Genomic DNA, 20,842 nt, shown 5'->3' with positions numbered 1-20,842 from the left:
TCAGAGGGTCCTCGTGTAACGGAAGTAGCCGGCGAGGTCGTCGACGGCCGCTACGCGATCGATCCGCACCTCGGTCCCGGTCCTCCGCGCATTGATCATCTTGCCCTGGCCGACATAGATGCCGACGTGGTGGGTCCTGACTTTACGCTTGCCGACCTTGCCGTAGAAGACGAGATCCCCCGGCCTCGCCATGGCGGCGGGGATCTTCTTGAGTCGTTTGACGTGGTCGTCGGTGTTACCCGGTCCAAGCACGTCGCGCCCGTAGGCGAGGTGGTAGACCCAGCGGGCGAGCCCGGAGCAGTCGAGCCCGAGGGTCCTGGTGGCCGGGCAGGGCTTGATCGACCCCCGGTAGCCCTGGCAGGTGCCGAGGGAGGGGCCCGGGTCCTTGTCGTGGCCGCCGCCCCAGGAGTAGGGGATCTCCCCACCCCACCAGCCGGGCTGGTGCTGCCCGGCCTCGATCGCGTACGCGATGGCGGTGATCCGGTTGGGGGTGACGGGCCGGGTCGGTATCCAGGCGGAGGCGCTCAGGAGGAGGAACGCTCCCAGGAGCACGGCCGCCGCGGCCTGCCTGCGGCGCCGATGAGGGTCGTGGCGCCCGGGAGGACCGGAAAGCCAGGGAAGGCCGGAGAGGAGCCGGGAGAGACCGTGACGTCCGGGGAACCGGTAGCGTTCGAGGGGTTCGAGGGGTCTGCGGGGGACGGAATGCCGCTCCCCGGCCAGGGGAGGCCTGAGATACGCCTCCTCGTCCCGGAGCGCCGCCACGTCACCTCGCCTGGTCGGTCCCTGTGAGCCATGACCAGTCTGCCCAATAAGTCGGTGATGCGCGGCGTACGTGCTTTTGACGCGCATTGTGAGGGCTTGGTGGCAATCGCCGATCGTGGCCTCAGGACTTCGAAACGGAGGATCGGGCCGTCACGGCCGGGACGAGCGGGTGGCGGGCATCGCGACATGCGGCGACCCGCGTGCGGGGCACGCGGGTCGCGGTGGTGCCGGGGCGCGATGTGGAGGCGCAACCGGCCCGTGGCCTCGCGGGGCGGCCGTCAGTTGTCGTCCCCGTCGTCGTCCGTGCCGCCGTCGTCGTCCACGCCGGGGCCGGTCGTGTTGACGACGTCGGGACCGTCGTCCCCGTCGTCGTCCCCGCCGCCCCCGCAACCGCCGACCAGGCCGACGAGCGCCGCCACCGTCGCGGCGACCAGTGCCGCCTTCCGCGTGGTCTGAGCAAGCATGCACAACCTCCAGGTGCTGGTCCTCGGCCGGACGCGTCGGTGTCCGGCCCTACCTCTCTGTCCCGTCCGGCGATGATCTAACGCCGGGAGGGAATGCGGTGTTGGCCACACCCAGCCGTAGGCCGACCTAACGCTCACCTTCTGGGCAGGCTGGATCGTCCCGGTTCAAAAGACTTTCACAGGGAAAAATTCGAAGTCGTCCCCGTCTCGTACGGGGGCCGCAACGCCTTCGGACGGAATCCCGGCCATCGGCGGGGTGGGCCGCGGACGGTGCGCGTATGACCGTCCGCGGCCCGGTAGAGACCTCACGTCAGCTGCGCAGGCTCCACTGCTGGTTCGCGCCGCCGTTGCACGCCCACAGAATGGCCCTCGTGCCGTTGGCCGTGCCGCCGCCGTTGGCGTCCAGGCACAACCCGGACTGCACACCGGTGACGGTGCCGTTGGAGTTGAGGTTCCACTGCTGGTTGGTCTGGCCGTTGCAGTCCCAGATGATCACCTGGGTGCCGTTGGCGGTGCCCTGCCCGTAGGCGTCCAGGCACTTGTTGCCGAACACCTGCAGCTGCTTGCCGGAGGTGTAGGTGAACCGCTGGTTGGTGCCGCCGTTGCAGTCCCACAGCTGCGCCTGGGCGCCGTTGGTCGCGGCGCCGCCGCTGATGTCCACGCATCGACCCGACTGGCCGCCCACGATCGTGCCGGTCTGGCCGCTTCCGCCGCCGTTTCCTTGCCTGACGAGCGACTTCGACTCGGCCGACCGGTTCCCCTGGGCGTCCACGACGTAGAGCCGGTACTCACCGGCCGACGTCGGAACGGCGATGGAGGTCGCGGTTCCGGTCGCCCTGGTCATCGTGTTGCCGGCGGTGAAGGACGTCGTGCCCGAGGGGGCCAGCCAGACCGACTTGCTCGCGTCCCCGGCGCTCCGGATGGGAATCGACGTCGTACCGGCCGCGACGAACGTGCTGGCGGGCAGGACGTAGTCCGGCAGGGAGAGATTGCTCTGGGGGATGATGTTCCTGTACGCGTCCTCGAGCCCGGAGTTCACGGCGATGCCGTAGGCCTGCGACGGCCAGACGTAGTCGGAGGACACGAGGATGTCCTGGATCGTGCTGTTCGGCAGGTTCTTGTTGGAGACCTTGTTGATGGGGCCGTAGGTCTGCGTGATGCTCAGGTCGTGCTTGCGCCCGAAGTCGTCGGAGTTGATGAGCCAGGTGATGTTCTTGTCCACGCTCAGGACGTTGTCGCGGAAGGTCATGTTCCCCGAGCCCTCGTCCGGGTGGAGCCCGTACTTGTGACCGGACGGGACGCCCTGCATGTAGTTGTTGGTGATCGTGGTTCCCGGCTGGTTGCCCAGCGTGTAGACAGGAGCCGTGTCACTCAGGCGCTGCACCGTGTCGATGAAGTGGTTGTGGCTGATGGTGTTGTTCTTCGCCGTGGTGGTCGGCCGGTTGGGCGCGATCGAGCCTGACGAGCCGTCGAAGTTCCACCAGCCCCAACCGAGCGTCACACCGGACCACGGGGTCTTCTCGATGCGGTTGTTCTTGATGGAAAGGCCGTCGGCGAAGTACGCCGAGATGGGGCTGTGCCCGTTGAACAACACGGCACTGTCGTAGATGTAGTTGTTCTTTATCTCGATGTTCTTGGGCGCTCCCTCGACCTGAGCGGGATACTTCTCGCGATTCGTCGCGGTGTGGTCCCCGATGTAGACATGCTGGGGGTGGCCCACGGCGATGGCGGATCCGGCGATGTCGTTCGTGTAGTTCCCGATCAACTGCGTGTTCACCACGTCGTTGACCATGTTGATTCCGTCGACGCCGGTGTGCTGTACCCGGTTGTTCTGCAGGACGAGCCCGTCGGCGTTGTCGATCTGAATGATGCCGGGCGCCATGTCGACGTTGCGGTAGTAATAGACGTGGAAGTTCTGCTTGGCATACGCCTGCGCGCCGAGATTGCCCTGCTGGGCCTGCTTGAACGCCGAGCCGGCCACGTTGAACAGGTTCCAGTCGGAGTGCTGGACCGTGAGGCCGGAGAACGTGATGTTCCGGGCGCGAGCGCTCGTGGAGGTGCCGGCGACCTTGAGAATGGTGGACACGTTGTTCGGTGCGAAAACCGTGGCGGTCGCCATGTTCTCGGAGCTCGCCTTGTAGTAGTACACCGTCCGGCTCGTCTTGTCGAAGAAGAACTCGCCCGGCGTGTCCAGGAACTCGTAGGCGTTCATCACCTTGTGGGTGCCGCCGACCTGGGCGTTCCCGTTGAAGGCGCCCTGGGCGATGGCCGCTCCCGGCTGCTGGAACTGAGCGATACGGTTCGTGCCGTCAGAGGTGACCTGCCGGACTCCCACGATGGCCGTGGTCCAGGTCGTCCCCGTCTCCACTTCGATGTCGTCTTGATTGCCGGCGATGGCCGGAAAATCATTCAGACCGTACTTCGCTCCCGCGCACTGCGAACCCGATTCCCACGCCCAGGACGCCTGCCCCGCCGTGATGTTGTAGGTTCCGGTGCACCCCGCCGATCCTATTGTCTTAGAGGCCATGTACGCCCGCTTGTCGTTGACGTAGAGCGCGCGGAGCTTGTTGCTCCGGTTCAGCGGGGCTTTCCAGATGTTGCCGCTGTGCTGCGTCCATCCGGTTACCTGAACGCCTCCGCTGAGGATCGGCGTCTCGTTCTGGTACGCGGCGTATATGACCCGGTAATTGTTCGTGCCGGAGTCGGCCGGCGTGAAGTCGATCGTGCTGCTGACCGAATAGTTGCCCCCGCGGAGATACACGTAGATGTCGCCTGTCATGTTGGCGTTCACCGTACGAACGACGTCCCTCGCGCGCTGCAGGGTCCTGAACGGTGACGTGATCGTTCCAGGATTGGCGTCGTTGCCGTCGGGGGCGACGTAGTAGGTCGCCTGGACCGCTGCCGAGGCCGGGGTACTACCTGCGAAGGTCGGCAGCAGCACGGCGGCAACGAACACCGCGAGCGCCGCTAACGCCTTCCCGGTGGTGGACAAGGCTGACTTCACGCTCTGTTCCTTTCGCTGGTTCCGAGCAGAGTGTTCGCCGCGCGATCACCCCGCCGTGGCAGGACTCGTCGGGGTGTGCCATCGCGCGGACGCGGCGCCTGTCTTGCGGTTGGGGACATCGATCGGAGGGCCGTGCATCTTTCCGGGCCGAGGGGCCGGCCGCCCTCACGCCATGCGCGGCGATCGCCGGCAGAGCGCGGGCTTCGGCGGACTTGTCGGTGAGACCGGATGTCCTTGCCGCGGGATGGGCGGTGCCGGCCGGTCTCGCGCGCCGAGCGTTCGCCACAGACGGCTCATGTGCCCTCCGGTACGCGAAGGACGAGCTCGCCGGTACTGAAGAAGCCCTGGCCGTCCGCCCCGGCACCGCGCTGACGAGGGTCGCCGCCGGCGAGAGGTCTCCTCATGACACGCCCTAAGAATCCGTGGCAAACGTGGCGTTACCATCTCGTAACGTATGACGTATGCCGAATGATGTCTGGGGGTAATGTCCCATTAACGAAGGTGTCTCGCAATAGTCGATGGAGCGGAGGAATGCGCATCCTCGTCCACTCCAATGTCGCGATGCCGGAGGATCCTTCGCGACATGGTGGAATTCCCGCGGGTCACGGGGGGACCTCGCCGGTCATGCGTACGGCAGGACCTGGTGGCTCGTGGGCCCGATCTGCCAGGCCAGGGGCCGGTGTCTCCGTCGCCGCGCCGGTTGCCGGCGGCCCGGCGCAATCCTCCACGCGGTGCTCGCGGCGCACCGGACAGCCCGTATTCCGGGCAGGTCGAGGGAAGAGGCCGCTTACATCAGCATCGGTGAATCACATTCGCCGATGTAAGTTTCATCGGCGAACATGATCACATTCGCCGGTTCACCCCGTTGATGTCCCTCGGCTTTCGCGGAGTCGCTCGTCTGTCCCGGGTTCACGCCGCGGGCCTACACGGAATTCATGCCGTCGGGGGCATGCGAAAGGCCGCCGAGCGTGCCCTCAGCGGAGGGACGACCGACGGCCTTTCGCGGGATGCCTGAGTGCCCTGGATGTGCCCCGACAGATCAACTGTCAGTGTTTCTCCAGGTCAGAAGCTCAATGGCTCAGACGTCGTAGTAGAGCTCGAACTCGTGCGGGTGCGGGCGCAGGCGGATCGGGTCGATCTCGTTCTCGCGCTTGTAGGCGATCCAGGTCTCGATCAGGTCCGGCGTGAACACGCCGCCCTCCAGCAGGTACTCGTGGTCGGCCTCCAGGGCCGCGAGCACGTCCGACAGCGATCCCGGGACCTGCGGGATGTTGCGGGCCTCCTCAGGGGGAAGCTCGTAGAGGTCCTTGTCGACCGGCTCGACCGGCTCGATCTTGTTGCGGATGCCGTCGATGCCCGCCATGAGCTGGGCGGCGAAGGCGAAGTACGGGTTGCAGGAGGGGTCGGGGACCCGGAACTCGATGCGCTTGGCCTTCGGGTTGGAGCCCGTGATCGGGATGCGGATGCACGCCGAGCGGTTGCGCTGGGAGTAGACCAGGTTGACCGGGGCCTCGTAGCCGGGCACCAGGCGGTGGTAGGAGTTGACCGTCGGGTTGGTGAACGCCAGCAGCGACGGGGCGTGCTTGAGCAGGCCGCCGATGTAGTAGCGGGCGGTGTCGGACAGGCCCGCGTAGCCGACCTCGTCGTAGAAGAGCGGCTCGCCGTCCTTCCAGAGCGACTGGTGGCAGTGCATGCCGGAGCCGTTGTCACCGAAGATCGGCTTGGGCATGAAGGTGACCGTGTGGCCGTGCTCCAGGGCCGTGCTCTTGACGATGTACTTGTACAGCATCAGGGTGTCGGCGGACTTGAGCAGCGTGTTGAACCGGAAGTCGATCTCGGCCTGACCGGCCGTGCCCACTTCGTGGTGCTGCATCTCGACGTCGATCCCGGCGTCGATGAGCTTGCGGACCATCTCCGAGCGCAGGTCGGTGAAGTGGTCCATCGGCGGGACCGGGAAGTAGCCGCCCTTGAAGCGCGGCTTGTAACCGAGGTTGCCGCCGTCCTGTGCCTTACCGCTGTTCCAGGCGCCCTCGATCGAGTCGATGTGGTAGTAGCTCGAGTGGGCGTTGGTCTCGAACCGCACGTCGTCGAAGATGTAGAACTCGGCCTCGGGGCCGAAGTAGACCGTGTCGGCGATGCCGGTGCCCTTGAGGTACTCCTCCGCCTTGCGGGCGACGTTGCGCGGGTCGCGGCTGTAGGCCTCGCCCGTCAGCGGGTCGTGCACGAAGAAGTTGATGTTGAGCGTCTTGTGCTGCCTGAACGGGTCGAGCACGGCCGTGGACGGGTCGGGCAGCAGCAGCATGTCCGACTCGTGGATGGCTTGGAACCCGCGGATCGACGAGCCGTCGAACATCAGGCCGTCGGTGAAGACACCGGCCCCGAAATTCTCCGAGGGGAACGTGAAATGGTGCGTCGTCCCCGGCAGGTCGGTGAACCTGACGTCAACGAACTGCACCCCTTCGTCCTTGATGAACTTCAGGACGTCGTCGGCGGAGTTGAACACGCGAACCTCCCATGGGACGGGCTAACAGCCCGAAAGTATGCCTGCGCCGTTACCGTCCCGTGTCTCGTTTGTTTCACCCGTGTTAAGCGAACATCGCCTCCACGGTAGTCCTCAAGTCCGCTCTGGACGGGTATGAGAGGTCTTTCCTTTACTCGAGTTTCACGTCCCCGGCGTCAGTTCCCGGAGGTTCCCAGGGGCGTGCCGTCCTCGGCGCGGGAGGAGGGATCCATGACGGTGCGGACCTGGTCGACGACATCCGGCCGGTAGGAGACGAACACCCCGGCCGCCGCCACCAGGACCGCCACGGCGATCGCCGCGTTCCGCAGCCTCCGGCGCCGCCGGAGGCGGGGGTGCCGCGCCCGCTCCTGGACGGCGGCCCTGCTCATCCGCCTGCGTTCCCGCTCGTCGATCTGCGCCGTGAGCGCCTTGAAACGCTCGTCGATGTCGTCGATGTCAGACACGGGGGTTCTCCAGGGATCTCGGGGGATGCCGGCACACATGATCCACGGCTTTCGCGTGATACCGGTAGCCGGTAGGGGGTGCGGGCGAATGCGAGGGCGGCGTCCCGGGCGGCTACCGTTGGGGGCATGAGCAGCAAGCAGCCGCGTTGGACGCAGACCTGGCTCGGCGGCGTCAGGTCCGCCGGAGTCGATCTCGGCTACCCGGGGGAGCGGCTCGGGCTGCCCAGGGAGGGCAGCGGCTCGGTGGCCGGGTTCGGCCGCAGGATCGGCGCCATCGTGATCGACTGGCTGATCTGCACCTGGGCCATCACCCAGGGGCTCCTGCGGATCGACCCCACCGGGGCGCCCTGGGTGCCGGTCCTGATCCTCGCCGCCGAATACCTCCTGCTGGTGGGCACCATGGGCATGACCTTCGGGATGCGCCTGCTCGGCGTCAGGGTCGCCGCGCTCGGTGGCGGCGCCCCCCGCTTCGTCGCCGTGCTGGTACGGACCTTCCTGCTCTGCCTGGCCGTGCCCGCACTCGTCTGGGACCGCGACCAGCGCGGCCTGCACGACCGCGCGGCGAACACCGTGGTCGTACGCATCTGAGCCGGCCCCGCAGCATCCGGCTTCCCGTTCCCACCTCCCCGGCGTCGGCTCCACGCCCGCATTTCCTCGTCCGTGCTCGTGATCGCGCCCGCGCTCTTCTCGCCCGTGCTCGCGCTCGTGATCGCGTCCGCACTACCCTCGCCCCGTGCCCGTGCCCGTGCCCGTTTCGGCTCCCGGATCGCCGCCCGTTCCCGGGCTCGTGCCGGATCCCGCGGTCCGGGAGGGGGGAACCGGGGCCGGCGCCGATTCCTTTCCCGGCCGATGGCCGTCATACCGGGGGCGGCCGCGCCGGGCGGGACGCCGTAGGGGAGGTACGAGGTCGTGACCAGGGACGAGACAGGCCGGGAACCGGTGGAGGACGGCGAGGTCCTGGCCGCCGCGCTGGCGGGTGACGAGCCGGCGTTCGGCGCGCTCGCGGAGAGGTACCGGCGGGAGTTGCGGGTGCACTGCTACCGGATGCTCGGCTCGTTCGAGGAGTCGGAGGACATGGTGCAGGAGACGTTCCTGCGCGCCTGGCGCAAGCGGGAGAGCTTCCAGGGGCGTTCGACGTTCCGGGCCTGGCTGTACCGGATCGCGACCAACGCGTGCCTGGACCTCCTCGACCGCCACCCGCGCCGCCCGCGCCCGCGCGAGGCGCCGGTGCTGGCCACTCCCGGCGTGCCGTCGCCGTCGCCGACCGAGGTCTTCTGGCTGCGCCCCTACCCGGACCGGCTCCTGGAGCCGGTCGCGCCCGCCGGCGCCGAGCCGGACGCCGCCGTGGTCGCCAAGGAGACGATCGAGCTGGCGTTCATGGCCGCCATCCAGCACCTGCCTCCCCGGCAACGGGTGGTGCTGATCCTGCGCGACGTCCTCGGCTGGTCGGCGCAGGAGACCGCCGCGCTGCTGGAGGTGAGCGTCGTCTCGGTGAAGAGCACCCTGCAGCGGGCACGGTCGACGATGCGGGAGAACCTGCCGGCGCGACGGCTGGAGTGGGCGCCGTCCTCGGATCCGACCGGTGAGGAGCGCGCGGTGCTGCAGCGCTACATCGACGCCGTCGAGCAGGCCGACCCCGCCATCCTGGCCGGGGTGCTGCGCGCGGACGCGTGGCAGTCGATGCCACCGGCGTCGATCTGGATCCTGGGAGGGCCGGCGATCGTCGACGCGTGGCGTCCGGCGATGATCGGCCCCGAGGCGTGGGGCGACTGGCGCGTCCTGCCCACCCGCGCCAACCGGCAGCCCGCGGCGGCGGCGTACGTCAAACGTGCCGGCGAGTCCGAGTACCACGGCTCGTGGCTTGGGGTCCTGCGGGTCGAGGCCGGGCTGGTCACCCAGATCACGACCTTCGGCGCCGAGCTCTTCCCGACCTTCGATCTTCCCCAGACGCTGTGACGGGCGCCGGTGAGAACCCGGCGCCCTCGCCTGCCGAACGGTCCGGGCCGTCGTTCGACGTGCGGAGGGTCGTGGTCGAGCCCGGCGGCTCGCGCGTCCACGACGGGGCCGAGTGGCGGGGGGCGATCGTCCTGCTGGAGCGCGGGCGTATCGAGCTGGTCTGCTCCGACGGTGATCACCGGGCCTTCCGGCGCGGCGACGTGCTGTGGCTGGACGGGCTGCCGGTGCGAGCGCTGCGCAATCCCGGGCGGGAGCCCGCCGTCCTGCTCGCGATCTCCCGGCGATCCTCGCGCTGATCTCCCGTTCCCGGGATCCGGACCGATTTCCCGTCCCCGGACCGATTCCTTTCCCGGAGTCCGGCCGTCATACGGGTCACACACCTCATCGCGAAGGGAAAGACCGTGAACGACATGCAGAAGCGGGTCCAGGAAGCGGCCGACAAGCTGGTGGAGTCCGGGGCCGAGCGGGGCCTGCAGGTCGCCGCGTACCGGCACGGCGAGCAGGTGGTCGACGTCGTCGCGGGCGTCGCCGATTCGGCCACCGGGCGCCTCGTCACGCCGGACATGCCGTTCTGGAGCGCCTCGACCGGCAAGGGCGTCACCTCGACCGTGGCGCACGTGCTCGTGGAGCGGGGCGTCTTCGGCTACGACACGCCGATCGTCGAGCTGTGGCCGGAGTTCGGCGCCCACGGCAAGGAGCGCGCGACCGTGCGGCACGCCCTGACCCACTCGACGGGCGTGCCCGGCGTACCGGTGGACACCACCCCGGAGGACCTGTGCGACTGGGAGGGGATGTGCGCGGCGATCGCCGGCGCCAGGCCCTGGTGGGAGCCGGGCACCAAGAGCGGCTACCACCCCCAGTCGTTCGGCTACATCGTCGGTGAGATCGTCCGCCGGGCCACCGGCACGCCGATCTCCCAGGTCCTGCGGGAGGAGGTCGCCGGGCCGCTGGGGGTGGCGGACGAGCTGTTCTTCGGCGTCCCGGAGTCCGAGCTGGGCAGGCTGGCCCGCCTGGAGGACGCGCCGAGCGACTTCGAGATGCCCGAGGGGATGTCCGCGGAGACGATGTTCGCGGACATCCCGTTCTTCAGGGTCGTGGACGGCTACACGGCGGCGCCGATGGCGGCGATGCCCGACGCCGCTTTCGGCAACCGCGCCGACGTGCTGACCTCCGACATCCCGGCGGGCGGCACCATGTCCGCCCGCGCCGTGGCCCGCATGTACGCCGCCCTGCTGGGCGAGGTGGACGGCGTCCGGCTCGTCTCGCCGGAACGGCTTCGCGAGATCACCACGGTGGAGTTCGGCGGCGTGGACGAGGTCACCGCCTTCCCGGCCACCAGGTCCCTCGGGTACGCCCTCGGCGCCACCGGGACTCTCGACAGCCTCACCCTGTTCGGCATGGCGGGCAGCGGCGGATCGGCCGCGTACGCCGACACGGCCACCGGGATCGCGGTCGCCGTGACCAAGAACCTCGTCTCCGCCGGGGATTTCACCACCTTCGAGGCCCTCGGCGGGCTGGTCGTGAACGCCGGTGGCGACCGCTAGGGCGCGTCCGGCGTGAGCGGTCCACCCCGCCGGGTCACTCGGCGGGGTTCCGCACGCCTTGCCGTGCGCGGGTCGTCTACCGCGCGCAGGTGAAGATCGCGGTGCCGGGCAGGTGGCGGCCGCGCAGCGGGCTCCAGCCGCCCCACTCGCGGCCATGGCCCGGCGGCCACTCGGGCTCGGCCAGCCCCCGCAGCACCAGCCCCGACGCGGTGATGAGCCCGACCCAGTCGGCCATCGTGCGGTGGTGCTCGACGTAGGACGGCCGCCCGTCCTCGCCGATCTCCACGTACGCGGAACGGTCGAAGTAGGAGCGGTCGGAGGTCAGCCCGGCGGGGCCCGGGTCGTCGGGGAAGGCCCAGCGGATCGGGTGGCTCACCGAGAAGACCAGCAGGCCCCCCGGGCGCAGCACCCGGTGGATCTCGGCCAGGACGGCCCCGGCGTCGGCCACGAAAGGCAGCGCGCCGTAGGCCGAGCAGGCCAGGTCGAACGTCTGGTCGGCGAAGGGCAGCGCCTCCGCGTCCGCCTGGACCACCGGCAGCGCGGACCCGGCCTCCAGGTCGATCCGGCCGGAGTGCTGGAGCTGCCGGAAGGACAGGTCGAAGGCGGCCACCCTGGCGCCCTGCCCGGCCAGCCAGCGCCCGCACTGCCCGGCGCCGCAGCCGATCTCCAGCACGTCCCTGCCCGCGACGTCGCCCAGCAGGCGGGCGTCGGCCTCGTCCAGGCCCTCGGGGCCCCAGACGAAACCGGCGTCGCGCAGGAACTCCCCGTGCTCCGCCTGGTACTCGTCGGCGGCGCCGTCCCACCAGCCGCGGTTGGCCCGGGAGGTGGCCGCGGCGTCCACCCGGTGGCGGCCCACCCCGGCGAGGCTCATCAGCGCATCTTCGGGCGCGGCATCTTCGCGCCGCGCGGCAGCGGGCCCTTGGGCATCGGCAGCGTCTGCGGGAGGGCCTTCAGCCGGTTGTTGATCTCGTACAGGGCGGGCTTCTTGAGGTTGCGGGGCAGCTTCATCAGATGCCGCTGCAGCTTGGCCAGCGGGACCTGCCCGTCGCCGTCGCCGGACTGGATGTCGTAGACGGGGACGTCCAGCGCGACCCGCTGGACGCGCTTCTTCTCGGCCACCAGCATCTTCTGCACGCGGCTGCCCGGCCCCTCGGAGACCAGGATGATGCCGGGGTAGCCGACCACGCGGTGCACGATGTCCTGGTCGCGGGTGACGGCGACGGCGGGGGTGACCTCCCAGTTGCCGCGCATGCCCTGCAGGATCGCGGCGGCGGCGCCGACCTGCCCGTGCAGCATGGAGTACTGGGCCCTCTGGGCGAGCTGGCCGAACACCACCAGCCCGACGGTCAGGGCCAGCATGATCCCGATGAAGAGGAGATACCAGAACCAGCCCGTGACCAGGCCGATCACCACGCACAGCGCGAGCGTGCCCAGCGCCGAGGCGTAGACGATCGGCATCCCCTTGGGGTTGGCCTCCTTGATGATCTTCGCGATCATGCGGAGCTGCTTGATGCGCCCCGGGCGCTCTGAGTCTTCGGGCTTCTTGGCCATGTTCTGAAGGATACAAATCCAGGGCTCAAGAAGTGAAAACGTGACCTGCCGAGTGCCGGTCCCGGTACGGGGAGCCGCCGGGTGCCCGTGACCGTACGCGTTCGCCGGCGCCGGGCGGCCCGCCGTCCCCTTTCCCGTTTCCCGGGTGGAGAGGGCCCGCGGACCGGCCACGCCGGATGGGAGCCGAGGGCGGAAAACCGGAAGGACCCCGCTCGGGAGCGGGGTCCTTCCGGTTTCACGCGGGGCTCGGGGAGCCGGGGCTCAGGCGTGCTGGCGAGCCTCGACGGCCTGCTTGTACAGGCGGCCCGCCCGGTAGGAGGAACGGACCAGCGGCCCGGAGAGGACTCCGGCGAAACCGATGGCCTCCGCCTCCTTCTGCAGCTCCACGAACTCCTCGGGCTTCACCCAGCGCTCGACGGGGTGGTGGCGCGGGGTGGGCCGCAGGTACTGGGTCACGGTGAGCAGGTCGCACCCGGCCTCGTGCAGGTCGCGCATGGCCTGGATGATCTCCTCGCGCTCCTCGCCCATGCCGAGGATCAGGTTGGACTTGGTCACCAGACCGGCCTGGCGGGCCTTGGCGATCACTCCCAGGGACCGGTCGTAGCGGAACGCGGGCCGGATGCGCTTGAAGATCCGCGGCACGGTCTCGATGTTGTGCGCGAACACCTCGGGCCTGGAGGAGAACACCTCCTCCAGCTGGGCCTGGTCGCCGTTGAAGTCGGGCACCAGCAGCTCGACGCCGCACCCGGGCAGGAGCGCGTGGATCTGCCGCGCGGTCTCGGCGTACAGCCACGCGCCGCCGTCGGGCAGGTCGTCGCGGGCGACACCGGTCACGGTCGCGTAGTTGAGCCCCATCTGCCGCACCGAGTCGGCCACGCGACGCGGCTCGTCGGTGTCGTACGCCTTGGGCTTGCCGGTGTCGATCTGGCAGAAGTCACACCGCCGGGTGCACTGGTCGCCGCCGATGAGGAAGGTGGCCTCGCGGTCCTCCCAGCACTCGGAGATGTTGGGACACCCGGCCTCCTGGCAGACCGTGTGCAGCCCCTCGCGTTTGACCAGCGCCCGGAGCTCGGTATGGTTCGGGCCCGCCCTGAACTTGGTCTTGATCCAGTCGGGCTTCTTCTCGATGGGGGTCTCGGCGTTGCGGACCTCGAGGCGGAGGAGCTTCCGCCCTTCGGGGGCGACGGTCATGCGAGCTCCTTCGTCGGTCGGGGGACCGAGGTGGTGCACATCGAGGTGCGGTAAATATCGTCACGCTCGCTCACCTCACCAGCTTATGTCCCGCCGCGGGTTGCGGCGGACCCGGGTCGCGGTGGGTGAGGAGGCGGGGAGAACGACCCTGAGGACGGTGCGGGGTCAGCGCCGGAACAGGTCTTCCTCGGGCAGCTCGAAGGCCTGCGCGCCGAGCGCCTCCGCCAGGTGCTTCTCGGCGTACGGCAGGACCTCGTCGACCACGATCCGGCGGCCGGTCTCGGCCGACAGCGAGGAGACCCCGGCGTCGCTGATGCCACACGGGACGATCCGGTTGTACCAGCTCGGGTCGTTGGAGCAGTTGAGCGCGAACCCGTGCATCGTGACGCCGCCCGAGACCCGGATGCCGATCGCGCCGACCTTGCGGTCCGGCAGGCCGTGCGAGGGGTCTCCGGCCACCCAGACGCCGCCGCGCCCCTCCACCCGGCCCGCCTGGACCCCGAAGTCGGCGCAGACGTGCACCAGGGTCTCCTCCAGGAGCCTCACGTAGGCGTTCACGTCGAGCGGGCCGCCGAGCCGCACGATCGGGTAGCCGACCAGCTGGCCGGGGCCGTGCCAGGTGATCCGGCCGCCCCGGTCGACCTCGACGACCGGGGTGCCGTCGGAGGGCCTCTCGTGCGGCGCGGTGCGCCTGCCCGCCGTGTAGACCGGCGCGTGTTCGAGCATCAGGCAGGTGTCGGGAATCTCCTCGGCCACCCGGCGCGCGTGGATGCGCCGCTGAAGATCCCATGCCTGCTCGTAGGGGAAGTCAACGCCAAGACGGACGATTGCCAGGTCACTCACGCCTCAAGAGTAGTTGACCCGTTCGTGGTTAAGACGTGAGAAGCCGAGGCTCGATGCGGAACTCCTTGGCCCCGCCCGCCCCGTCGTGCTCGACCTTGTAGGCGTAGGCGTCCGGGTGCACGCTGACGGCCTGGATGAACTCGGTGCCCACGTAGTGCAGGGCGACGCCCTCGTCGGCGGCGTAGCCCTCCGGCAGCTCGCCCGAGGCCACCGCCTCGTGCAGCAGCCGGCGGCGCTGCGGGTCGGAGTTGTAGTGGACGCCGCAGGAGTAGGGCAGCATGCCCAGGCCGTCGGACCAGACCCGCAGCGTCGGCCCGAAGGAGTCGGTGTTGCCGCCCACGTGCCAGCAGAGCGCCCCGGCGCTCTGGCCCGCCAGCACCACGCCCGCCCGCCACGCCTCCTCGAAGATCTCGTCGAGGCCGTGCAGCCGCCACAGGGCCGCCAGGTTGGCCACGCTGCCGCCGCTGACGTAGATGATGTCCTGGCCGAGCGCCCACTCGCGCGGGTCCTCGACGTTGGTCATCGGGAACACGGTCAGGTGGCTGACCTCGACGTCCCACGCGCCGAAGGCGCCGTACATCTTCAGCAGCCACTCCGCGTCGTCGCCGGTGGCGGTGGCGAGCAGGCCCAGGCGGGGCCGGTCCTGGCCGGTGAGGTCGAGGGCGTACCTGAGCAGCGGGCTCGCCTCCATGATCCCCTGGCGCGTGGACGCGCGGAACGAGCCGCCTCCGATCGCGAGGATGTGCGACTGCCCGGGGCTGCCCATGTCTGTCTCCCAAGTGATCTCATCGGCCGGAACGCCGAAAACAGGGATCTTAGAGTACGGCGGCCAGTGCCTCGTTGAGACGCGTATGCCGGAACGCGTAACCGCTGTCGAGCAGGCGCCGCGGGAGTACCCGCTGGCCGGTCAGCACCCCCTCCTCGGCGAACTCCCCGAGGGCCGTGCGCAGCACGAAGCCCGGCACGGCCAGCGGCATCGTGGGCCGGTGCAGCGCCGCCCCGAGCGCCTTGGTGAACTCGGCGTTGGTGACCGGCTCGGGGGCCGTCAGATTCACCGGGCCCGAGATTTCAGGATTTTTCAGGATGTGTTGTACGGCGAGCACCCAGTCGTCGATGGAGATCCACGACCAGTACTGCCGCCCCGACCCCAGCGGGGCGCCCAGCCCGACCTTGAAGATGGGGAGGATCTGCGACAGCATGCCGCCCCGCCCGCTCAGCACCAGGCCGGTACGGAGCGTCACCACCCGGATGCCCGCCTCCTCGGCGGGCGCCGTCTCCGCCTCCCACGGCACCACCACATCCTGCGCGAGGAACCCGGAACCGGCCGGGGCCGTCTCGTCCACCGCCACGTCCCCGGTGTCGCCGTAGAAGCCGATCGCCGAGCCGGACAGCAGCACCGCGGGCTTCGCCGCCAGACCCGCGAGCGCGCCCGCCAGGGTCCTGGTCCCCTCGACCCGGCTGGCGACCACCTCGCGCTTGTGGTCCTCGCTCCAGCGCCGGTCGCCGATGCCCGCGCCGGCGAGATGGATCACCGCCTCCGCGCCCTCCAGCGCCTCCCGGTCGACGACCCCCTTCGCCGGGTTCCAGAAGGCCTCGTCGTCGCCCTTCGGCACCCGCCTGACCAAACGGACCACCCGGGCGCCGTCGTCCCGCAGAGCCTTGACCAGAGCCGATCCCAGCAGGCCCGAGGACCCGGTCACTGTGATCTTCATGTCGTCCAATGTAATCGACCTCCCCCCGGATCTTCGGAAACCGGGCGTCCACCGGATTCGCGTCACCGCCGCGGGCTCTCGGAGGGCTACCGGGCCCCGAGACCCCCGGTACCGGCGAGACGCGGGAAGCCGCCCGCGCCCGGGGGAGAACGAGCCGGGCCGGCCCGCGAGATCGCGGACCGGCCCGGTGGGAGAGAACGGGTGACTAGCCGTTCAGGCCCAGCTGGTTCTCGAAACGGCCCTCCTCGAGGCGACGCTTGACCGTCGTCAGGAAGCGGGCGGCGTCGGCGCCGTCGACCAGGCGGTGGTCGTAGCTGAGCGCCAGGTACATCATCGAGCGGACGGCGATGACCTCGCCCTCGGGGGTGTCCAGGACCACCGGGCGCTTGACGACGGCGCCGGTGCCCAGCATGCCGACCTGCGGCTGGTTGAGGATCGGCGTGTCGAACAGCGCGCCGCGGCTGCCGGTGTTGGTCAGCGTGAACGTGCCGCCGCCCAGCTCGTCCGGGCTCACCTTGTTGGTGCGGGTGCGCTCGGCGAGGTCGGCGATCTTACGGGCCAGCCCGGCGATGTTGAGGTCGCCCGCGTCCTTGATCACCGGGACGATGAGGCCGCGCTCGGTGTCCGTCGCGAAGGCCAGGTGCTCGGCGTCGAAGTACGTGACCTCGTTGGTCTCGCTGTTGATCGTGGCGTTCAGCTTCGGGTGCTGCTTGAGCGCCTCGATCGTGGCGAGGGCGAAGAACGGCGTGAACGAGAGCTTGACGCCCTCGCGCCGCAGGAACTCGCCCTTCGCCTGGTCGCGCAGCCGCGCGATCTTGGTGACGTCGACCTCGACCACGCTGGTGAGCTGGGCCGAGACCTGCAGCGACTCGACCATGCGCTTGGCGATGGTCTGGCGCAGCCGCGACATCTTCTCGGTGCGCCCGCGCAGCGTGGTGTCCACCTCGACCGGCTCGGGGGCCTGCGGGGTGGACGCCTGGGCCGGAGCCTGGGCGGCGGCCTGCGGAGCCTGGGCCTGGGGGGCCTGGGCCGCGGCGGCACGCTCGCGCTGGTCGCGGGCGGCCTCCAGCACGTCCTGCTTGCGGATGCGACCGCCGACGCCGGTGCCGGTCAGCGCGTCGAGGTCGACGCCGTGCTCGCCGGCGAGCTTGCGCACCAGCGGGGTGACGTACGGGCTGTCGCCCGACGGCGGCGCGACGGGCTCGGACGCCGCGATCGGGGACGGCGGCGCGGACTGGGAGGGCTGGACGGTCTGCGGAGCCTGGACCTGGGGGGCCTGCTGCGGGGCCGGAGCCTGCTGCGCCGGGGCGGGGGCCTGCTGCGCGGGCGCCGGGGCCTGAGCCTGCGGAGCGGGCTGCGGGATCGAGGAGGCCGGCTGCGCCTGCTGCTGCGGAGCGGGCTCGGGCTCGGGCTCCGGCTCGGGGGCCTTCTCCTGCGCCGGGGCGGCAGCGCCCTCGGTGCCGTTCTCGTCGATGACGGCGAGCTCGGCGCCGACCTCGACGGTCTCGTCCTCGGCCACCACGATCTTCGTGAGGATGCCCGCCGCCGGGGAGGGGATCTCGGTGTCGACCTTGTCGGTGGAGACTTCGAGAAGGGGCTCGTCGGCCTCGACGCGCTCGCCCTCCTTCTTCAGCCAACGGGTGACGGTGCCCTCCGTGACGCTCTCACCGAGCTGGGGCATCTGTACGGACTTCGGCATGGGTTGTCTTCTCTCGCGTTCCGAGTGAGGGCTTGCGTTAGTTGTGGACGTGGAGCGGCTTGCCGGCCAGCGCCAGCATCGCCTCGCCGACGGCCTCGGACTGGGTGGGGTGCGCGTGGATGAGCTGCGCGACCTCGGAGGGCAGGGCCTCCCAGTTGTAGATCAGTTGACCCTCGGTCACCAGCTCGCCGATGCGGCGGCCGACCATGTGGACCCCGAGCACCGGACCGTCCTTCGCCGAGATGATCTTGACGGCGCCCTGCGTCTGCAGGATCTGGCTCTTGGGGTTGCCCGCGAGGTCGTAGGTCAGCTCGACGATCTCGTGGCCGCGCTCCCTGGCCTGGGCGGAGGTGATGCCCACCGAGGCGACCTCGGGGTCGGAGTAGGTGATCCTGGGCACGCCGTCGTAGTCGATCGGCATGGGGTTCAGGCCGGCGATGTGCTCGGCCACCAGGATGCCCTCGGCGAAGCCCGCGTGCGCGAGCTGCAGGGTCGGGATGAGGTCACCGACCGCGTACACGCCGGGCACGCTGGTCTGGCAGAACTCGTTCACCGTGACGGTGCCGCGCTCGATCGCGATGCCCGCCTCCTCGAAGCCCATGCCCGCGGAGACCGCGCCGCGGCCGACCGCGACGAGCAGCAGCTCGGCGTCGAGGGTCTTGCCGTTGGCCAGGCTGACGACCACGCCGGTGTCGGTGGTCTTGACGCCCTCGAAGAAGACGCCCAGCTCCTGCTTGATGCCGCGGCGGCGGAAGGATCGCTCCAGCAGCTTGGAGCTGGACTCCTCCTCCAGGGGCAGCAGGTGCGGCAGGGCCTCGACGATCGTCACCTCGGCGCCGAAGGAGCGCCAGACGCTGGCGAACTCCACGCCGATGACGCCGCCGCCCAGGACGACCACCGAGGTGGGCACCCGGTCGAGCTTGAGCGCGTGCTCGCTGGTGATGACCCGCTCGCCGTCGATCTCCAGGCCCGGAAGGGACCTGGGCGCGGAGCCGGTCGCCAGCACGATGTTGCGGCCCTCGTAGACCTCGGAGCCCACCGACACCCGGTTCGGGCCCGCGAGACGGCCCTCACCCTCGATGATCGTGATGCCCTTGCTCTTGAGAAGGCCCTGCACACCCTTCCAGGCGCGAGTGACGATCTTGTCCTTGAACGCGTGGACCGCGGGCACGTCGATGCCCTCGAAGCGGGCCTTGACGCCGTAGGTCGCGCTCTCCCGCGTCTCGTCGGCGACCTCCGCGGAGTGCAGAAGCGCCTTGGTGGGAATGCACCCGCGGTGCAGGCACGTACCGCCGATCTTGTCCTTCTCGATCAGCGCGACCGTCTTGCCCAGCTCGGCCGCCCGCAGAGCGCAGGCATACCCACCGCTACCGCCACCTAGGACGACGATGTCGTAGGGGCCGCTGCCATCAGCCACAGGAAAGCTCCTTGTCGGATCGGAATACCGTCTTCGCGGTCGCGCCCCTCGTCGTGCCCTGGACGGCCGCGCGGATCCTCGATCGCATCCACGCCGCCGCCGAACCCGGCTCGGCGCCGTGCCGGTGCCCGCCCTCGGCCTGACCCCGGCAACCGCATCTTTTCATTTGTCTGGGTTGCTTGTGACCCGCTTGCGCGGCGACGACGGTTACCGCACGGGCTCGCCCGCGTGGCGTTCGGCGAGGCCGACGAGCGTCCGGGTGATCGCCCCGGTACCGCCCTTCGGCGTGTAGCCGTGGGCCTCGCCCTTGTTGAAGGCGGGACCAGCCATGTCAATGTGTGCCCAACGGACCCCGTCCGGTACGAATTCCCGCAGGAAGATGGCGGCCGTCAGCATCCCGCCGAAACGCTCGGGGTGCAGGTTGGCGATGTCGGCCACCGGGGAGTCGAGCCCCTTGCGGAGCTCGTCGGGCAGGGGCATCGGCCACGCGGCCTCGCCCTGCTCGCCCGCCGTGGCGACGATCTCCGCGCGGAGGTCGTCGTCGTTGCCCATCACGCCCGCCGTCCGCCAGCCCAGCGCGACGATCTGCGCGCCGGTGAGCGTGGCGACGTCGACGATCACGTCGGGGTCGTCCTGCCCGGCGCGGGCGATGCCGTCGATCAGGACCAGGCGGCCCTCGGCGTCGGTGTCGAGCACCTCGACGGTCTTGCCCGCGAAGCTGGTGAACACGTCGGAGGGACGCTGCGCGGTGCCGCTCGGCATGTTCTCGGCCAGGCAGAGGTAGCCGACCGCGTTGACCTTCAGGCCCAGCCTGGCGATCGCCAGGAGCGCGCCGAAGACCGCGCCGGCGCCACCCATGTCCGACTTCATCCAGTCCATCGAGGCCGTCGGCTTGAGCGACAGGCCGCCGGAGTCGAAGGTGATGCCCTTGCCGACGTACGCGAGCTTCTTGGTGGCCTCGGGGTGGCTGTAGGAGAGGCGGACCAGCCGGGGCGGGTTGGCCGACCCCTGGCCGACGGCGACGATGCCGCCGTAGCCGCCCTCCTTGAGCGCCTTCTCGTCCAGGACCTCCACCGACAGGCCGGCCTCGGTGCCCACCTGCTCGGCGATCTCGGCGAAGCGGGCCGGCCACAGGTCCGACGGCGGGGTGTTGACCAGGTCGCGGACCAGCGAGACCGACTCGGCCAGCGTGGTGGCGCGCTCGATCGCGGCCTGGGCGCCCTCGGCGTCGCTCAGCACGGCCAGCTCGCCCACCGGGGAGCTCTGCTCTCCCACGGTGCGGTACCTGGTGAACGAGTAGGCGCCGAGAAGGCCGCCCAGGGCGGCGGCGCCGGCGTGCTCCGCGCTCGCGGCGGGCAGGGCGAGTGCCACCCGGCCGGTGCCGGCCAGGGCGCGGACCGCGGTGCCCGCGGCGCGGCGCAGGACCTCGGCGTCGTAGCCGTCGCCGGGGGCGTCGCCGAGGCCGACGACGACCAGCAGGGGCGCGGTCAGCGAGCCGAAGGTGGGGATCTTGGAGATCTCGCCCGGCTTACCCTTGGCGCCCACGCTCTCGAGCGTGGCGGCGAGTCTGCCGCCGAGCGCCTGATCGAGGCCTTCGGCCCCGGGAGCGGGGAGCAGACCGTCCGGTCCGGTGTGGACGCCGACGACCAGCGCGTCGGTATCGAACGAGACAGCGTTGTCAGTTGGGGTAAGCCGCACAGTGGTCACGTAGGCCGATGCTAGTCGGGCTGGCGCA

At 70.0% G+C, this 20,842-nt stretch carries 19 protein-coding genes; 5 read left to right on the top strand and 14 right to left on the bottom strand.

Translation table 11 applies throughout. The annotated features are described in order from the left end of the window. From ACVCAG_RS03235 to ACVCAG_RS03215, 5 genes are all read right to left on the bottom strand, one after another. Entirely contained in the window at positions 1 to 762 is a 762-nt protein-coding gene (locus tag ACVCAG_RS03235) for an NlpC/P60 family protein (RefSeq protein ID WP_440081768.1), read from the bottom strand. A gap of 278 nt (positions 763 to 1,040) precedes the next feature. Continuing rightward, positions 1,041 to 1,226: a hypothetical protein gene (locus tag ACVCAG_RS03230; RefSeq protein WP_440081769.1), complete on the bottom strand. Its 186-nt coding sequence runs from the start codon at positions 1,224 to 1,226 to the stop codon at positions 1,041 to 1,043. Positions 1,227 to 1,536: 310 nt separating this feature from the next. Beyond that, a complete protein-coding gene (locus ACVCAG_RS03225) occupies positions 1,537 to 4,230 on the bottom strand; it encodes a lectin (protein ID WP_440081770.1) in 2,694 nt (897 codons plus the stop codon). Positions 4,231 to 5,308: 1,078 nt separating this feature from the next. Beyond that, positions 5,309 to 6,733 carry a type I glutamate--ammonia ligase gene (gene glnA, locus ACVCAG_RS03220; RefSeq protein WP_362676736.1) on the bottom strand — a complete coding sequence of 475 codons (1,425 nt, stop codon included), beginning with the start codon at positions 6,731 to 6,733 and terminating at the stop codon, positions 5,309 to 5,311. 173 nt (positions 6,734 to 6,906) lie between these two features. Then, the gene (locus ACVCAG_RS03215; protein WP_440081771.1) at positions 6,907 to 7,194 is read right to left on the bottom strand and encodes a hypothetical protein; all 288 of its coding nucleotides are present in this window, start codon (positions 7,192 to 7,194) and stop codon (positions 6,907 to 6,909) included. Between the two features lie 126 nt (positions 7,195 to 7,320). Between ACVCAG_RS03215 and ACVCAG_RS03210 the strand changes: the two genes are divergently transcribed. The 4 genes from ACVCAG_RS03210 to ACVCAG_RS03195 all read left to right on the top strand — a co-directional run bounded on the left by ACVCAG_RS03210 (position 7,321) and on the right by ACVCAG_RS03195 (position 10,694). Beyond that, positions 7,321 to 7,782, top strand: coding sequence for an RDD family protein (locus tag ACVCAG_RS03210; RefSeq protein WP_440081772.1), 462 nt, complete (start codon positions 7,321 to 7,323; stop codon positions 7,780 to 7,782). Between the two features lie 321 nt (positions 7,783 to 8,103). After that, entirely contained in the window at positions 8,104 to 9,150 is a 1,047-nt protein-coding gene (locus tag ACVCAG_RS03205; protein ID WP_440081773.1) for an RNA polymerase subunit sigma-70, read from the top strand. Further along, positions 9,147 to 9,446, top strand: a complete 300-nt coding sequence (locus ACVCAG_RS03200) for a hypothetical protein (RefSeq protein ID WP_440081775.1) — start codon at positions 9,147 to 9,149, stop codon at positions 9,444 to 9,446. The genes ACVCAG_RS03205 and ACVCAG_RS03200 overlap by 4 nt, the downstream gene beginning before the upstream one ends. 114 nt (positions 9,447 to 9,560) lie before the next feature. Next, on the top strand, positions 9,561 to 10,694 hold the full coding sequence (locus tag ACVCAG_RS03195; RefSeq protein ID WP_440082173.1) for a serine hydrolase: 1,134 nt from the start codon (positions 9,561 to 9,563) through the stop codon (positions 10,692 to 10,694). Between the two features lie 76 nt (positions 10,695 to 10,770). Here the strand turns inward: ACVCAG_RS03195 and ACVCAG_RS03190 are convergent, their stop codons facing one another. From ACVCAG_RS03190 to lpdA, 8 genes are all read right to left on the bottom strand, one after another. After that, positions 10,771 to 11,565 carry a class I SAM-dependent methyltransferase gene (locus ACVCAG_RS03190; protein ID WP_447189423.1) on the bottom strand — a complete coding sequence of 265 codons (795 nt, stop codon included), beginning with the start codon at positions 11,563 to 11,565 and terminating at the stop codon, positions 10,771 to 10,773. Continuing rightward, positions 11,565 to 12,245: a DUF4191 domain-containing protein gene (locus ACVCAG_RS03185; protein ID WP_350947439.1), complete on the bottom strand. Its 681-nt coding sequence runs from the start codon at positions 12,243 to 12,245 to the stop codon at positions 11,565 to 11,567. Before ACVCAG_RS03185 ends, ACVCAG_RS03190 begins: the two co-directional genes overlap by 1 nt. A gap of 261 nt (positions 12,246 to 12,506) precedes the next feature. Continuing rightward, positions 12,507 to 13,436 (bottom strand): lipoyl synthase, encoded by a 930-nt coding sequence (gene lipA / locus ACVCAG_RS03180; RefSeq protein WP_440081778.1) that lies wholly within the window; start codon positions 13,434 to 13,436, stop codon positions 12,507 to 12,509. A 165-nt stretch (positions 13,437 to 13,601) separates the two neighbouring features. Next, positions 13,602 to 14,279, bottom strand: a complete 678-nt coding sequence (gene lipB / locus ACVCAG_RS03175) for a lipoyl(octanoyl) transferase LipB (protein WP_362676720.1) — start codon at positions 14,277 to 14,279, stop codon at positions 13,602 to 13,604. 28 nt (positions 14,280 to 14,307) lie between these two features. Then, a complete protein-coding gene (locus ACVCAG_RS03170; protein WP_440081780.1) occupies positions 14,308 to 15,045 on the bottom strand; it encodes a Type 1 glutamine amidotransferase-like domain-containing protein in 738 nt (245 codons plus the stop codon). A gap of 49 nt (positions 15,046 to 15,094) precedes the next feature. Continuing rightward, positions 15,095 to 15,991, bottom strand: coding sequence for a TIGR01777 family oxidoreductase (locus tag ACVCAG_RS03165; RefSeq protein WP_440081781.1), 897 nt, complete (start codon positions 15,989 to 15,991; stop codon positions 15,095 to 15,097). A 205-nt stretch (positions 15,992 to 16,196) separates the two neighbouring features. Then, positions 16,197 to 17,690 (bottom strand): 2-oxoglutarate dehydrogenase, E2 component, dihydrolipoamide succinyltransferase, encoded by a 1,494-nt coding sequence (gene sucB, locus ACVCAG_RS03160; protein ID WP_440081782.1) that lies wholly within the window; start codon positions 17,688 to 17,690, stop codon positions 16,197 to 16,199. A 37-nt stretch (positions 17,691 to 17,727) separates the two neighbouring features. Next, entirely contained in the window at positions 17,728 to 19,107 is a 1,380-nt protein-coding gene (lpdA, locus tag ACVCAG_RS03155; protein WP_440065292.1) for a dihydrolipoyl dehydrogenase, read from the bottom strand. Between the two features lie 11 nt (positions 19,108 to 19,118). Between lpdA and ACVCAG_RS03150 the strand changes: the two genes are divergently transcribed. After that, the gene (locus ACVCAG_RS03150) at positions 19,119 to 19,250 is read left to right on the top strand and encodes a hypothetical protein (protein ID WP_440081783.1); all 132 of its coding nucleotides are present in this window, start codon (positions 19,119 to 19,121) and stop codon (positions 19,248 to 19,250) included. 64 nt (positions 19,251 to 19,314) lie between these two features. Here ACVCAG_RS03150 and ACVCAG_RS03145 read toward each other — a convergent pair whose 3' ends face one another. Then, on the bottom strand, positions 19,315 to 20,814 hold the full coding sequence (locus ACVCAG_RS03145; protein WP_440081784.1) for a leucyl aminopeptidase: 1,500 nt from the start codon (positions 20,812 to 20,814) through the stop codon (positions 19,315 to 19,317). Positions 20,815 to 20,842 lie beyond the last annotated feature (28 nt).

The organism is Streptosporangium sp. G12 (assembly GCF_052983175.1).
This window is presented reverse-complemented; position numbering and strand designations above follow the sequence as displayed.